Genomic DNA, 13,114 nt, shown 5'->3' on the forward strand with positions numbered 1-13,114 from the left:
TACCGGTCGGTCTCCCCAACGCGGGGTTCGCTTGGTTTGGGAGGGGGACGGGTTGGAGGAACGCCGCCGGGGGCAGTGGCCAAGCCCGCGCGGGGGGGGGGGGGGGGGGAAGCCCCCCCCCCCACCCCGTTCACGTCAGCGCCGGATCAGTGCTTGCGGAACGACTCGACGTAGCCGCCCGCGGGCGTGCCCACGCCGGTGACGTCGTCGTATCCCTTGACCGCCGACAGCGAGCTGTCCTTGCCGAGGCTGCGGACGGAGGTCAGCAGACCGTCGGTGGCGTCGAAGCCGTTGGCGAAGTCCACGCGGGCGACCGCGAGGTCCGTGCCGGTCGGCTTGTCCACCACGTCGTGGTAGGCCTTCGACCCGTACTTGGCGTAGATCGACGGGTTGGCGAAGCCGAGCGCCTTGCCGCCGTGTGCCTCCTGGGCCAGGGCCTGGACGGCCGCGATCACCGGCGCGGCCAGCGAGGTGCCGCCGATGCGGTACTCGCTGTACTGCTGCGACCCGTCCGGGAAGGTCTGCGTCTGGCCGACCTTGAAACCGGTGTTCGGGTCGGCGATCGCGGAGATGTCCGGGACCACGCGGTTGCCGGCGGCGCTGTTGGCCGTGGCGAGCGCGTCGGGGACGACACCCTTCTGGTAGAAGGGCTCGGCGACCGTCTTGCTGGTGCCGCCGCCCGCACCCGAGGTGAACGCGCCGGGGAAGTTCGTCCAGCTCTTGCCGTCGTCCGACAGGGTCGCCTTCTCGGTGCCCCAGCCGGTCTCCCACAGGTACTTGTCGCCCTTGCCGACCGCCAGCGAGGTACCGCCGACCGCCGTCACCCACGCCGAGTTGGCCGGGGTGTCGACCTGCTTCGTCTTCGTGTTGGCGACCTCGTCGCCGTTGTCACCGGAGGAGAAGTAGAAGCCGATGCCCTCGACCGCGCCGAACTGGAAGACCTGGTCGTAGGCGGCCGCGAGGTCCGGAGTCTGGTTGGCCTCGATGTCGCCCCACGAGTTGGAGACGATGTCGGCGAGGTGGTCGTCGACCACCTTGCTGAGCGAGTCCAACAGGGCGTCGTCGTAGCAGGAGGCCGCCCCGACGTACGTGACGTTCGCGGCGGGCGCGACCGCGTGCACGGCCTCGACGTCGAGGGTCTCCTCGCCGTACCAGCCGGCCGCCCCGCACTCCTCGGTCTTGGTGTAGCCGTCGGGCAGCACCTGGGTGAGCTGCTTGGTCTTCCAGCCGGCGTCACCGTGCTTCTTCGCGTACGTGGCCGCGTCGTAGGCGATGGTCGGCGAGGCGTACGCGTCCGTGATGGCGACCCGGACGCCCTTGCCGGTGTACTTGCCGGCGCCGTAGGCGGAGCGCAGCTGCTTGCCGGTGTAGCCCTTGATGGCGTACGGGATCTTGGAGCCGTACGCGTCCGGCAGCGACGACGCGGTCTTCGAGCCGTAGTACGAGGAGAACGGCCCGGAGTTCTTGAACACCGCGTCCGGCGCGGGCAGCGTGTCGCTGTGGGTCGCCTTGTGCGGGGCGTTGTCCAGGCCGGTGACCGTCAGGACGGCACCGTCCAGGGCGTCCGGCGCGGAGGCCGTCTTCGCCGGGGCGCGGTAGGTCTTCGAACCCTTGGCGTAGTTGTGCAGCTGGGTGCCGAACGCCTTCTCTGCGGCGGCCACGTCACCGGTGACGGAGACGTAGTGCTGCGTGACGCCCGTGACCTTCAGGCCGGCGGCCGTCAGCCAGGACTTCACCGCGGCGACCTGCGCCTTGGTCGCGCCGTAGCGGGCCTGCGCCTGGCCGGCGCTCAGGTACTTGCCGTACGCCGCGGAGTTCGGGTCGGACACGGCCTTCGCGTACGCGGCCAGGCCGGCGGCGTCCCGGCCGGCGAGGTAGACCCGGGCCGAGACCTGGGCACCGTTCGCGGTCGCACCCTTGTCCGCCTTGGCCGTGGCCCAGGCGGGCTTGGTGCCCGCGAGCGCGTCCCGGCCCGGGGTGTCCGCGGCGTGCGCGGCGGGTATGCCGAGCGCCAGCGCGCCGGCGAGCATGGGCAGTGTGGCCGCCATGCTCACCCCGGCGCGCATCGTGGCGCGGTTGGATCTCATGGAACCCCCTGTGTGCGGTTCGTCGCGCGAGTGGATCACTCGCCCGGGGTCACTCTGTCGATGAACCGTTCATGCCAGGGGAATGGAATGACCAAGAAGAGCCCAAGTGGCCGCAACCAGGGCGGATTTGGCGGTTACGGCCGCGAACTCTAGGGAAAACCCTATGGCCCGCTTGGCAACTCCCTACGGTCGCGCCGCCGCCCCGCGCTTCTTGAGCAGGTCCGCCATCAGGTCGATCTCCGACCGCTGCGCGTCCACCATGCCCTGCGCGAGCTGCTTCTCCACGCCGACCGTGCACCGGGCGACACAGCCCTCGGCCATGTGGATACCGCCCTTGTGATGGACCGTCATGAGCTGGAGGTAGAACACCTCGGCCTGCTTGCCGTCGAGCGTGCCCAGCTTCTTCATCTCGGTGTTGGTCGCCATGCCGGGCATCAGTGAGCCGTCCTTGCCGGAGGCCATGCCGCCCATGTCCATCCACGTCATCGGCGCCTGCGCCGACACCTTCGGCAGGTCCCACAGGTCCAGCCAACCCAGCAGCATGCCCCGCTGGTTGGCCTGCGTCTGCGCGATGTCGTAGGCGAGCCGCCGTACTTCCGCGTTCTTCGTGCGGTCGCGCACGATGTACGACATCTCCACGGCCTGCTGGTGATGCACCGCCATGTCCCGCGCGAACCCGGCGTCCGCCGAGTCGGCCGCCGGGGTCGCGCTCGTACCGTCGTCCTCGGCGACCGCGTAGGTCACCGCGCCGGCCGCGACGAGCACCGCGGCCGCGGTGCCCGCGATCCAGCCTGCGTGCCTCACTGGGACAGCCCGCCCGTGCACGCGGCGCCGGGCTCGGGCGTCTGCTTGCCCTGCACGAACTGCTCGAAGAACGTGTCGACGTTCGCGTCGCTCGCGCTCTTCACCGTGCGCTGGTGGCCCCACGCGGTCAGCATGATCGGGTCGGCCTGCTTGTCGTCCGGGCTCATCAGCGTGTACGGCGTCTTCTTCACCTTCGCCGCCAGCGCCTCGACGTCGGCCTTGGCCGCCTTGTCGGTGTACGTCACCCACACCGCGCCGTGTTCGAGTGAGTGCACGGCGTTCATGTTGTTGAGCGCCTTGGTGTAGACGTCGCCGTTGCAGTTCATCCAGACCTGGTTGTGGTCCCCGCCGACCGGGGGCTCGGTCGGGTACGTGACCTTCTTGGTGACGTGGGTGCGGCCCAGCGTGCCCTTCCAGGTCTTCACGCCGTCCTTGCCGGTGACGAAGTGCCCCGAGGTCTTCGCGTCGGACGCCGCGGTGTCGTCCTTCTGCGACCTGACGACGAAGACACCGCCGGCGACGAGACCGGCGACGACCACCACGCTCGCCGCGACGACGAGGAGCCGGTTGCGGCGCTCGCGGGCCTGCTCGGCGCGCCGCATCTCCTCTATACGTGCCTTGCGTGCCGCGCTGGCGGTCTTCTTGGCGGAGCCCATGAGTGTGTCCTTCTGGGAAAGGGACAGGACGGCGGTCGGGGTGATCTGGACGATCGGTCCGCTGATCGTAGTGCGGGAGGGGGCGCCTCTCGTAGGGAGGGCACAGCTAAAGCCGGGACTCCGGGGGCCGCCCATTACGGATGTCGGTCCGAGCAGGCAAGATGGGCTGCGGAGCGGTCCACCAGCCGTACGTGAGGCGTTCACGCCGAGGTCGGCCGGACGATCAAGGTGCGCAACGCGCGTGAAATGGTGTTGTGGTGGGATGCTCAGGTGCCCGACCGCCTCCCGTGGTGCGGGAGACAGGCGGCCTGACCAGCAAGGATGGGGAAGCGGAAGATGGACAAGCAGCAGGAGTTCGTGCTCCGGACGTTGGAGGAGCGCGACATCCGGTTCGTACGGCTGTGGTTCACGGACGTGCTGGGCTTCCTCAAGTCCGTCGCCGTGGCCCCCGCCGAGCTCGAACAGGCGTTCGACGAGGGGATCGGGTTCGACGGCTCGGCGATCGAGGGCTTCGCCCGGGTCTACGAGTCCGACATGATCGCCAAGCCCGACCCGTCCACCTTCCAGGTCCTGCCGTGGCGCGCGGAGGCCCCCGGCACCGCCCGCATGTTCTGCGACATCCTCATGCCGGACGGCTCCCCGTCCTTCGCGGACCCCCGCTACGTCCTCAAGCGCGCCCTGGCCCGCACCTCCGACCTCGGCTTCACCTTCTACACCCACCCCGAGATCGAGTTCTTCCTGCTGAAGGACCGCCCGCTGGACGGCTCCCGTCCGACGCCCGCCGACAACTCCGGCTACTTCGACCACACCCCGCAGAACATCGGCATGGACTTCCGCCGCCAGGCGATCACCATGCTGGAGTCGATGGGCATCTCGGTCGAGTTCTCCCACCACGAGGGCGCCCCCGGCCAGCAGGAGATCGACCTCCGCTACGCCGACGCGCTCTCCACCGCCGACAACATCATGACGTTCCGCCTGGTCATGAAGCAGGTGGCGCTGGAGCAGGGCGTCCAGGCGACCTTCATGCCGAAGCCGTTCAGCGAGCACCCCGGCTCCGGCATGCACACCCACCTCTCCCTCTTCGAGGGCGACCGGAACGCGTTCTACGAGTCCGGTTCGGAGTACCAGCTCTCCAAGGTCGGCCGCTCCTTCATCGCGGGCCTGCTGAGGCACGCGGCGGAGATCTCCGCCGTCACCAACCAGTGGGTGAACTCCTACAAGCGCATCTGGGGCGGCTCGGAGCGCACGGCGGGCGCCGGCGGCGAGGCCCCCTCGTACATCTGCTGGGGCCACAACAACCGCTCCGCGCTGGTCCGCGTCCCGATGTACAAGCCCGGCAAGACCGGCTCGGCCCGCATCGAGGTCCGCTCCATCGACTCCGGCGCCAACCCGTACCTCGCCTACGCGATGCTGCTGGCCGCCGGCCTCAAGGGCGTCGAGGAGAGCTACGAGCTCCCGCCGGGCGCCGAGGACGACGTCTGGGCCCTCTCCGACGCGGAGCGCCGCGCGCTGGGCATCGAGCCCCTCCCGCAGAACCTGGGCGAGGCCCTGACCCTGATGGAACGCAGCGACCTGGTCGCCGAAACCCTCGGCGAGCACGTCTTCGACTTCTTCCTGCGCAACAAGAAGTCGGAGTGGGAGGAGTACCGCAGCGAGGTCACGGCCTTCGAACTGCGGAAGAACCTGCCGGTGCTGTAGGGGCGGGCTTCTCGCTGAGACAGCGCGTGGGGCCGACGGTCGTGGACCGTCGGCCCCGTGGGGTGACCGGGGCCGGGCGCGGGGAAGAGTGATCACCTCGCCCGGCGGCGCCTGTCGGTCAGGGTGAACCACACGGCTCCGGCCAGGAACAGCGCGGCCCCGACCGTGAGCCAGAGCCAGGGGCTCCATTCCTCCACGCACGACCGGCCGGTCGCCGTCGTCGTGCAGACGTCGCCGGGGCCCCGGCGGTTGAGCCAGGCCACGTACAGCAGGGGCAGGCCGATGCCGGAGAGCAGGCCGGGGAGGCCGGCCGTGCCGCGACGGCGGGCGGCCGCCGCGAGGGCAGCCGCCACGGAGATCAGCAGCAGGTACAGGCCGATGGTCGGGACGGTCAGAACGCCGAGACCGGCGACCGCGCCGATCACGAGCCATGTGAGGAACCAGAGCCGTGGACTGCCGTCCTGGGTGCCGTTCAAGGTCCCTCCATCGGTCCGCACCGTCAGCGTCCGGACGTGTGCGTCACGAAGTCCGTCCACGGCCCGATCGCGAACGTGAGGTGGGTCCGCGCCGTGTCCTTGGAGTCCCGGACGTGGACGGTGTCGGGGGTGGGGGCTATCTCGACGCAGTCGGAGCCGGGCTCGCCGCTGCTGTAGCTGCTTTTGAACCACTTCAGTGGCGTGCTGCCGTCGGCGGCGGACTCGACGCTCATGTCTCTCCCAGCACTTTTTCGATGAAGGCCAGTGACTCCCGTGGCGTGAGAGCCTGCGCTCGGATGCTCCCATAGTGCGTTTCCAGGAACTGCACCTCCCTCGGTTCGGAGAGAAGCCGGGTGACATGCAGGACCTCGGTGTATCCGACAGCTGTCCCGCTGTGGAGCTTGAGGACGCGGAATCCGCCTGTCAGCCCCGCGTGATCGTCGTGATCGCTGGGCAGCACCTGGATTTCCACGTTGCGGAACTGCCCCAACTCCAGCAGCCGTTCCAGCTGGCGTCGTCTGACCATCGTGCCTCCGACCTTGCGGCGGAGCGTCACCTCGTCCTGGACGAAGCTGAAGACAGGGACCGTTTTCGTCCTGTCGATGATCTCCTGGCGGGCCATCCGAGCGCTCACCTCACGCTCGATGACGTCCTCGGTGAGGAGCGGTCGCCGCGCGCGGAACAGCGCTCGCGCGTACTCCTCGGTCTGCAACAGGCCGTGGATCACGGAGTCGTTGTAGGCCCCCAACTCCACCGCCTCGCTCTCCAGCTTCGCCAGGTCCCGGAGCTTCTTCGGGTAGCGCGCCTCCGCCACGTCCCGCTTCATCGCCGTGATGATGCCGCCCGCGTCCAGGACCTCGTCCGCCTTGTCGAGGAACTCCGGCCGTGGTCGAGGCGTACGCCGACCGGTGGGGTGTCGATCTCGGGCCTGTGCCCCACAAGACGGTCTGGGCCGAACTCGAACCCGGCCGCCGTCGTGCCACCGGGGTCCGCCCGGACGACCTCTGAGTCACCGCGGGAACGCGGCGGACACGCCCGCCGACAGGATGCGGCGGGGGCTTCCCGTGCCGTCCGCCGGGAGCGCGTACAGGTCCGCTCCGTAGTCGCCGGGGAGGGCGTAGACGAGGGTGCGCGTGTCCCGCCAGACCGCCTGGTCGTCGACGCTGCGGGGCTCGGCGAGGGGGGTTTCGCGGCCGGTGCGCAGGTCCAGGACGTACAGGTGCCAGGGGGCGTCCTTCGGCAGGCCCGCGACGCGCTTCTTGTAGGCGACGCGGGTGCCGTCGGGGGACAGGGACGGGCATTCGACGTTCTCGTGGACCGTGGTCACCGTGCGGGTGCGCAGGTCGCCGCGGACCAGGTAGGTGCGGCCCTTCGTCGCCAGCGTCGCGTAGAAGGTGCGGTCGTCCGACGCGAACGTCACGCCCCAGAAGTTGACGTCGGGCGCCCGGTAGGCGCGGCCGTTCCTGACGATGCGGAAGGACTCCAGGGACGGGATGAGCCGGCCCGTCCTGGTGTCCACGATCGCCGCCCGCGTGGAGAAGTCGGTGCCCGCGTACGAGTCGCCGCCGACGAACGCCGTCCAGGCGGCGAGGTGACCGGTCGGGGAGACGCGGGCCCGGGACGGGATGCCGGGGACGTCGTAGTGGGCCGTGGCGTGCAGACGCGCGTCGAGGATCACCGCGCGGTAGGTGTCCGAGACCGGGCCGTGCACCGCCTGGAGGCACACTCCCGTGCCCGAGGCGGCGTAGAAGCGCAGGCACCTGACGCCGGACGCGGTGCGCGGGCCCGAGGGTCCGGAGGCCGAGACCGCGGTCAGTTCGTCGCGGTGCGGGCCCCAGGCCAGGTTGCGGAACACCAGCCGGCCGGGGGCGGTGAGGGTGACCGTGCCGGAGGTGACCCGCGGACCGCCGGGCGCGGCCTGGTCGCGGCGCTCCGCGCGCGCCGAGGCGTGCAGGACCGAGGCCGCGGCGACCGCCGCGAGGGCGACGACCGCCGAGAGCAGGATCAGGAGGCGGGTGCGGACGGTCATGCCGGTGCCGTGCCTTTCGGCCGCAGGGAGGGGGAGGACCGCGGTCTGCGTCTTCGAGGACCCGTCGGCGGGGCGACGGCGGTGGCGGTGCGGCGCCGCCCGGCGCGGGGCCGGGCGATGCCGCCGGTACCGCCCGGCTGTCCGCCCCGTACGTCTCAGGACGTCCAGATACCGGTGATGTCCTTCGCGGAGGCGGCGTTGCCCGCGTGGGCGGTCAGGCCCTGCGTGTCCTCCAGGGTGCGCAGCAGGTCGTAGTGGTTGTACGTCGTCGAGCTGCTGGAGCCCGCGGTGACCGGCTGCCCGTACAGGACGGTCGGGATGCGGTTGCCGCTGAGCCGGTTGTCCTCGTCGAAGGTGACGACGAGCAGACTGTTGTGGGTCCTGGCCCAGGTCGCGTAGGCGCCGAGGTTGTTCTTGAGCCAGGTGTCGCCGGTCGCCACCGAGCAGTCGTGCATGTCGCTGCACAGGTTGGGGACGACGAAGGAGACGTCGGGCAGCGTCGTGTAGTCGGACGGGAACTGGGCGAAGGTCTTCGCCGTCGACGTCGGCACGTTGCTGAAGCCGAACCACGGGTTGTGCTTGCGGGCGTAGCTGCCGCTGCTGCACGTGGTCGAGCCCTGGCTGGGCAGGGTCTCGTTGTAGCTGGCCCAGGTGTGGCCGGCGGCGAGCAGCTCGGAGGCGAGGTTGGCCGCCGAGGAGAAGCCGGGGGTGTAGCAGCTGTCGTCCGTGATCCCCTGGGTGGAGCCGGAGAACAGGGCGAAGTAGTTCGGCTGGCTGGGGTGGGTCTCGGCGTACGCCTGGCTGAGGTTGGCGCCGCCGGTCTTCAGCGAGTTGATGTACGGCGCGCTGGAGGAGCCGATCACCTGGCTGTAGGCGTGGTTCTCGAAGACCACGACGACCACGTGGCCGGGGCTCGGGACGGCGGCCGCGGCGTGGGCGGACGCGAGGCCGCCGAGCCCGGTCCACAGGCCGGCCGCGGCCGCCGTGAAGGCCAGGACGGAGGCCACGAGGGTACGACTGCGTCGGTACACGGTTCTGCCGGACACTTCAGACCTCCGGTGGGGGGAGGGGCGGGGGTGGCGGTGCAGACAGAGCATGCACACGCCAACATTCCCTTGTCGGTCCTCGTTCAACCTGGAGGATGAAGAGCGGGTGAACTACTCCTGCCGGGCCGCCAGGCCGGCGAGCACCTGGTGCAGGGGTTCCGTCGCCCGCCGCCGGTACTCCTGGATCGCCCAGCCGTTGCCGTCCGGGTCCTTGAAGTACATGAAGGTCGCTCCGTCCTGCGGCGCGAACCGCTGCGGCTCGCTGACCTCCAGACCGCGCGCGGTCAGCTCCTCGTACGCCGCCTTCGCGTCCGTGACGCACAGCTGCATCCCGTGGTACGTCCCCGGCCGCGGAGTCCCGGTCGGCACCCGGAGCCCGTCCACCAGCGCGATCGAACAGCCGGAGCCGGGCGGGGTGAGCTGTACGATCCGTACGCCCTCCATCACCTCGCCGTCGAGATCGACGTGGAAGCCGACCCTGTCCCGGTAGAACTCCTTGGCCCGGTCCACGTCGGACACCGGGAGCAGGATCACTTCGAGGGTCATGTCCATCGATGGACTCCTTCGTCGTGCGCCGGACCCACATCACCCGAATCGCCGCCGTGTCCGGCTGAACGGCCTTCCCTCACCGAAGCGGAAAACGCGGCCGGGCGCCACCGAGAGCGCGAAAGCGCGTCACCGGCCGGACGCCGAAGCGAGTCGCCCCGGTACTCCCCGGACCTCCCGCGACCGGTATGCCCGGGACCTGCGGCGGGTCAGGGGAAACCACTCGCCCGTCCCGGCGCTGATCCGGCGCTTCCCGGTTAGGCTCGACCGGGTACGACCTTGATCCGACGGCTCGTACGCACGTGATCCAGACGGGAGGCCCGGATGACGGCGCCGGGGCGCAGGAGCAGTACCTTCACGCGGCTGCTGCGGCACGGTTTCACCGATCCCTCGGCCGCCGAACGCCTCCTCGACAGCGTGGAACTCGCCCCCGTGCGCGACGACCCGGTCCTGCTGGAGGCGCTCGGCGCGACCGCCGACCCCGACCTCGCCCTGCACGGCCTCGTACGGCTGCTCGAAGCGCAGCCCGCCCCCACCGCCCGGCGCGAACTGCTGGACACGCTGATAGCGGCCAAGCCGCTGCGCGACCGGCTGCTCGGCGTGCTCGGGGCGTCCGCCGCCCTCGCCGACCACCTCGCCCGGCACCCCAGCGACTGGCAGGCCCTGGTCACCTACGAGCCGCGCGACCTGCATCCCGGGGTGGAGGAGTTCGAGCGGGGCCTCGCCGAGGCGGCCGACCCGGTGTCGCTGCGCGTCGCCTACCGCCGCTGCCTGCTGTCCATCGCCGCCCGGGACGTCTGCGGCACCACAGACCTCGCCGAGACCGCCGCCGAGCTCGCCGACCTCGCCACCGCCACCCTGCGTGCCGCCCTCGGCCTTGCCGTCGCCGCCGCGCCCGACGACGCCGCGCTGTGCCGGCTCGCGGTGATCGCGATGGGCAAGTGCGGGGGCCACGAACTCAACTACGTGTCCGACGTCGACGTCATCTTCGTCGGCGAGGCCGTCGAGGGCGCCGACGAGGGCAAGGCGCTGCGCTCCGCGACCAAGCTGGCCTCGCACCTGATGCGGATCTGCTCCGAGACCACCGTCGAGGGCTCGATCTGGCCCGTCGACGCCAACCTGCGGCCCGAGGGCAGGAACGGACCGCTGGTGCGCACGCTCAGCAGCCACCTCGCCTACTACCAGCGGTGGGCCAAGACCTGGGAGTTCCAGGCCCTGCTCAAGGCACGCCCGGTGGCGGGCGACGCCGGGCTCGGCGCGGACTACCTCGCCGCGCTCGAACCGCTCGTGTGGAAGGCCGCGGAACGCGAGAACTTCGTCGCCGACGTACAGAAGATGCGGCGCCGGGTCGTCGAGAACATCCCGGCCGCCGAGATCGAGCGCGAACTCAAACTCGGCCCGGGCGGCCTGCGGGACGTCGAGTTCGCCGTGCAGCTGCTGCAGCTGGTGCACGGCAGGGCCGACGTCTCGCTGCGCAGCGGGACCACCCTGCACGCCCTGCACGCGCTGGCCACCGGCGGCTACGTCGGGCGCGCGGACGCGGTGCAGCTCGACGAGGCGTACCGCTTCCTGCGCTCCATGGAGCACCGCATCCAGCTCTACCGGCTGCGCCGCACCCACCTCGTCCCCGAGCACGAGGCCGACCTGCGCCGCATCGGCCGCTCCCTCGGCCTGCGCGCCGACCCGGTCGCCGAGCTGCGCCGCGAGTGGAAACGGCACACCGGAGTCGTACGGCGGCTGCACGAGAAGCTCTTCTACCGGCCGCTGCTCGACGCGGTCGCCCAACTCGCCCCGGGCGAATCCCGGTTGAGCCCGCGCGCGGCCCGGGAGCGGCTGGTCGCGCTCGGGTACGCCGACCCCGCGTCCGCGCTGCGCCACCTGGAGGCGCTGGCCTCCGGCGTCAGCCGCAAGGCCGCGATCCAGCGCACCCTGCTGCCCGTCCTGCTCGGCTGGTTCGCGGACTCCGCCGACCCGGACGCGGGCCTGCTCAACTTCCGCAAGGTGTCGGACGCCCTGGGCAAGACCCCCTGGTACCTGCGGCTGCTGCGGGACGAGGGAGCGGCCGCCGAGAACCTGGCCCGCGTCCTGTCCGCCGGCCGGCTCGCCCCCGACCTGCTGCTGCGCGCCCCGGAGGCGGTGGCGCTGCTCGGCGACGGCGACGGCGGGTTCCTCGCGCCCCGCGGCCGCGACCACCTGGAGCAGGAGATCCTCGCCGCGGTCGGCCGCGCCGAAGGCGCCACCCAGGCGGTCACCGCGGCCCGCGGGGTGCGCCGCCGCGAACTCTTCCGTACGGCCGCCGCGGACATCGTCGGCTCCTACGGCACCGAGGCCCAGCCCGTCGAGGCCGACCAGGGCGCCCTGGTGGACCGGGTCGGCGGCGCGGTCTCGGACCTGACGGCGGCGACCCTGGCCGGCACCCTGCGCGCGGTCGTCCGCGACGGCTGGGGCGACAGCCTGCCCACCCGCTTCGCCGTCATCGGCATGGGCCGCTTCGGCGGCCACGAACTGGGCTACGGCTCCGACGCCGACGTCCTGTTCGTGCACGAGCCGTGCGAGGGCGTCGACGAGCGCAAGGCCGGCGAGGCCGCCAACCGGGTCGTCTCCGAGATGCGCCGGCTGCTCCAGATCCCCAGCGCCGACCCACCGCTGCTCATCGACGCCGACCTGCGCCCGGAGGGCAAGTCCGGACCGCTCGTACGGACCCTGAACTCGTACGCGGCCTACTACCGGCGCTGGTCGCTGGTGTGGGAGGCGCAGGCGCTGCTGCGGGCCGAACCCGTCGCCGGGGACGAGGAGTTGGCCGGCCGGTTCATCGAGCTGATCGACCCGCTGAGGTATCCGTCGGACGGGCTCGGCGAGGACGCCGTACGCGAGATCCGGCGGCTGAAGGCCCGGATGGAGTCCGAGCGGATGCCACGCGGCGCCGACCCCAGACTGCACACCAAACTCGGGCCCGGCGGCCTGTCCGACGTCGAGTGGACCGTGCAGCTGATCCAGATGCGGCACGGCTCGGGGCACCCCGGGCTGCGCACCACCCGCACCCGCGAGGCCCTGTCCGCCGCGCGCGCCGAGGGGTTCATCGGCGAGGAGGAGGCCGTGATCCTCGACGAGGCGTGGGTGCTGGCCACCCGGGTCCGCAACGCGGTGATGCTGGTGCGCGGCCGCGCCGGGGACACGTTCCCGTCGGACGCCCGCGAACTGGGCGCGGTGGGCCGCTACCTGGGCTACGGCTCCGGCCATGTGGGCGACATGCTGGACGACTACCGGCGTACGACCCGCAGAGCCCGAAGCGTGGTGGACGAACTCTTCTACGGAGCGACGGAACGCTAGCGCCGCGACGGGACCTCCCCGTCCGCCGCGCCCGAAGGGTTCGCCCGATGCGGCCGCCGCACACCGTCCACACGCGCGCCGACGACACCGGCGAGTGGTCGTGCCGGCTGGGCGACGGCCGGGCCGGGCACGCCCGGCGGCCCCGGGACCTGCGGGACGCGGGCGCGGTGGTGGCCCCGGGCTCCGGGACCTGCGGGACGCGGGCGCGCTGGTGGCCCCCGGCCCCGGGACCTGCGGGACGCGGGCGCGGTGGTGGCCCCCGGCCCCGGGACCTGCGGGACGCGGGGGCGGTGGTGGCCCCAGGCTCGGACCGGCCGCTCGCGCATCACGACGTGTGGGCGGTGCCGGCCACGGCCGGCGGCCCCGGGGCGCGGCCTCCGCCGGGCCGGGCCGACGGGTCGGGAGGCGCTCGCGGAGTGACAGCCGCGGGCCGGCGCTGAGT

General features: G+C 71.7%; 12 protein-coding genes. 3 read left to right on the plus strand and 9 right to left on the minus strand.

Annotated features, from left to right (window positions below):
* Nucleotides 1-146 precede the first annotated feature (146 nt).
* The 3 genes from AC07AZ_RS09745 to AC07AZ_RS09755 form a co-directional block, all read right to left on the minus strand.
* Entirely contained in the window at nt 147-2,087 is a 1,941-nt protein-coding gene (locus AC07AZ_RS09745) for a S53 family peptidase (RefSeq protein ID WP_478845623.1), read from the minus strand.
* A gap of 183 nt (nt 2,088-2,270) precedes the next feature.
* Nucleotides 2,271-2,891, minus strand: coding sequence for a DUF305 domain-containing protein (locus AC07AZ_RS09750; protein ID WP_478845625.1), 621 nt, complete (start codon nt 2,889-2,891; stop codon nt 2,271-2,273).
* Nucleotides 2,888-3,547 (minus strand): DUF3105 domain-containing protein, encoded by a 660-nt coding sequence (locus AC07AZ_RS09755; protein ID WP_478845627.1) that lies wholly within the window; start codon nt 3,545-3,547, stop codon nt 2,888-2,890. Before AC07AZ_RS09755 ends, AC07AZ_RS09750 begins: the two co-directional genes overlap by 4 nt.
* 336 nt (nt 3,548-3,883) lie before the next feature.
* Here AC07AZ_RS09755 and glnA point away from each other — a divergent pair, with 336 nt between their 5' ends.
* Complete coding sequence (glnA, locus tag AC07AZ_RS09760; protein WP_478845629.1) at nt 3,884-5,245, plus strand: type I glutamate--ammonia ligase; 1,362 nt, start codon at nt 3,884-3,886, stop codon at nt 5,243-5,245.
* A gap of 92 nt (nt 5,246-5,337) precedes the next feature.
* Here glnA and AC07AZ_RS09765 read toward each other — a convergent pair whose 3' ends face one another.
* Genes AC07AZ_RS09765 through AC07AZ_RS09775 form a run of 3 tightly spaced genes read right to left on the minus strand, consistent with a single transcriptional unit; the run spans nt 5,338 to nt 6,547 of the window.
* Complete coding sequence (locus tag AC07AZ_RS09765) at nt 5,338-5,721, minus strand: hypothetical protein (RefSeq protein WP_478845631.1); 384 nt, start codon at nt 5,719-5,721, stop codon at nt 5,338-5,340.
* 23 nt (nt 5,722-5,744) lie between these two features.
* Entirely contained in the window at nt 5,745-5,954 is a 210-nt protein-coding gene (locus AC07AZ_RS09770) for a DUF397 domain-containing protein (RefSeq protein WP_478845633.1), read from the minus strand.
* On the minus strand, nt 5,951-6,547 hold the full coding sequence (locus AC07AZ_RS09775) for a DUF5753 domain-containing protein (RefSeq protein ID WP_478845635.1): 597 nt from the start codon (nt 6,545-6,547) through the stop codon (nt 5,951-5,953). The genes AC07AZ_RS09770 and AC07AZ_RS09775 overlap by 4 nt, the downstream gene beginning before the upstream one ends.
* Before the next feature lie 59 nt (nt 6,548-6,606).
* Here AC07AZ_RS09775 and AC07AZ_RS09780 point away from each other — a divergent pair, with 59 nt between their 5' ends.
* A complete protein-coding gene (locus AC07AZ_RS09780; RefSeq protein WP_478845637.1) occupies nt 6,607-6,729 on the plus strand; it encodes a hypothetical protein in 123 nt (40 codons plus the stop codon).
* A 1-nt stretch (nt 6,730) separates the two neighbouring features.
* Here the strand turns inward: AC07AZ_RS09780 and AC07AZ_RS09785 are convergent, their stop codons facing one another.
* The 3 genes from AC07AZ_RS09785 to AC07AZ_RS09795 all read right to left on the minus strand — a co-directional run bounded on the left by AC07AZ_RS09785 (nt 6,731) and on the right by AC07AZ_RS09795 (nt 9,348).
* Nucleotides 6,731-7,750 carry a TolB family protein gene (locus AC07AZ_RS09785; RefSeq protein ID WP_478845639.1) on the minus strand — a complete coding sequence of 340 codons (1,020 nt, stop codon included), beginning with the start codon at nt 7,748-7,750 and terminating at the stop codon, nt 6,731-6,733.
* Between the two features lie 155 nt (nt 7,751-7,905).
* Nucleotides 7,906-8,796 (minus strand): alkaline phosphatase family protein, encoded by an 891-nt coding sequence (locus AC07AZ_RS09790; RefSeq protein WP_478845641.1) that lies wholly within the window; start codon nt 8,794-8,796, stop codon nt 7,906-7,908.
* 111 nt (nt 8,797-8,907) lie between these two features.
* A complete protein-coding gene (locus tag AC07AZ_RS09795) occupies nt 8,908-9,348 on the minus strand; it encodes a VOC family protein (protein WP_478845643.1) in 441 nt (146 codons plus the stop codon).
* A gap of 318 nt (nt 9,349-9,666) precedes the next feature.
* Here AC07AZ_RS09795 and AC07AZ_RS09800 point away from each other — a divergent pair, with 318 nt between their 5' ends.
* Entirely contained in the window at nt 9,667-12,672 is a 3,006-nt protein-coding gene (locus AC07AZ_RS09800; protein ID WP_478845645.1) for a bifunctional [glutamine synthetase] adenylyltransferase/[glutamine synthetase]-adenylyl-L-tyrosine phosphorylase, read from the plus strand.
* Nucleotides 12,673-13,114: the final 442 nt, after the last annotated feature.

The organism is Streptomyces sp. NPDC043878 (genome assembly GCF_056435735.1).

What these genes read in the sequence shown, in the direction of transcription:
- AC07AZ_RS09795 (WP_478845643.1), bottom strand. Translation starts at nt 9,348, where the DNA reads ATGGACATGACCCTCGAAGTGATCCTGCTCCCGGTGTCCGACGTGGAC.
- AC07AZ_RS09775 (WP_478845635.1), bottom strand. Translation starts at nt 6,547, where the DNA reads ATGAAGCGGGACGTGGCGGAGGCGCGCTACCCGAAGAAGCTCCGGGAC.
- AC07AZ_RS09770 (WP_478845633.1), bottom strand. Translation starts at nt 5,954, where the DNA reads ATGAGCGTCGAGTCCGCCGCCGACGGCAGCACGCCACTGAAGTGGTTC.
- AC07AZ_RS09745 (WP_478845623.1), bottom strand. Translation starts at nt 2,087, where the DNA reads ATGAGATCCAACCGCGCCACGATGCGCGCCGGGGTGAGCATGGCGGCC.
- AC07AZ_RS09800 (WP_478845645.1), top strand. Translation starts at nt 9,667, where the DNA reads ATGACGGCGCCGGGGCGCAGGAGCAGTACCTTCACGCGGCTGCTGCGG.
- AC07AZ_RS09755 (WP_478845627.1), bottom strand. Translation starts at nt 3,547, where the DNA reads ATGGGCTCCGCCAAGAAGACCGCCAGCGCGGCACGCAAGGCACGTATA.
- AC07AZ_RS09785 (WP_478845639.1), bottom strand. Translation starts at nt 7,750, where the DNA reads ATGACCGTCCGCACCCGCCTCCTGATCCTGCTCTCGGCGGTCGTCGCC.
- glnA (WP_478845629.1), top strand. Translation starts at nt 3,884, where the DNA reads ATGGACAAGCAGCAGGAGTTCGTGCTCCGGACGTTGGAGGAGCGCGAC.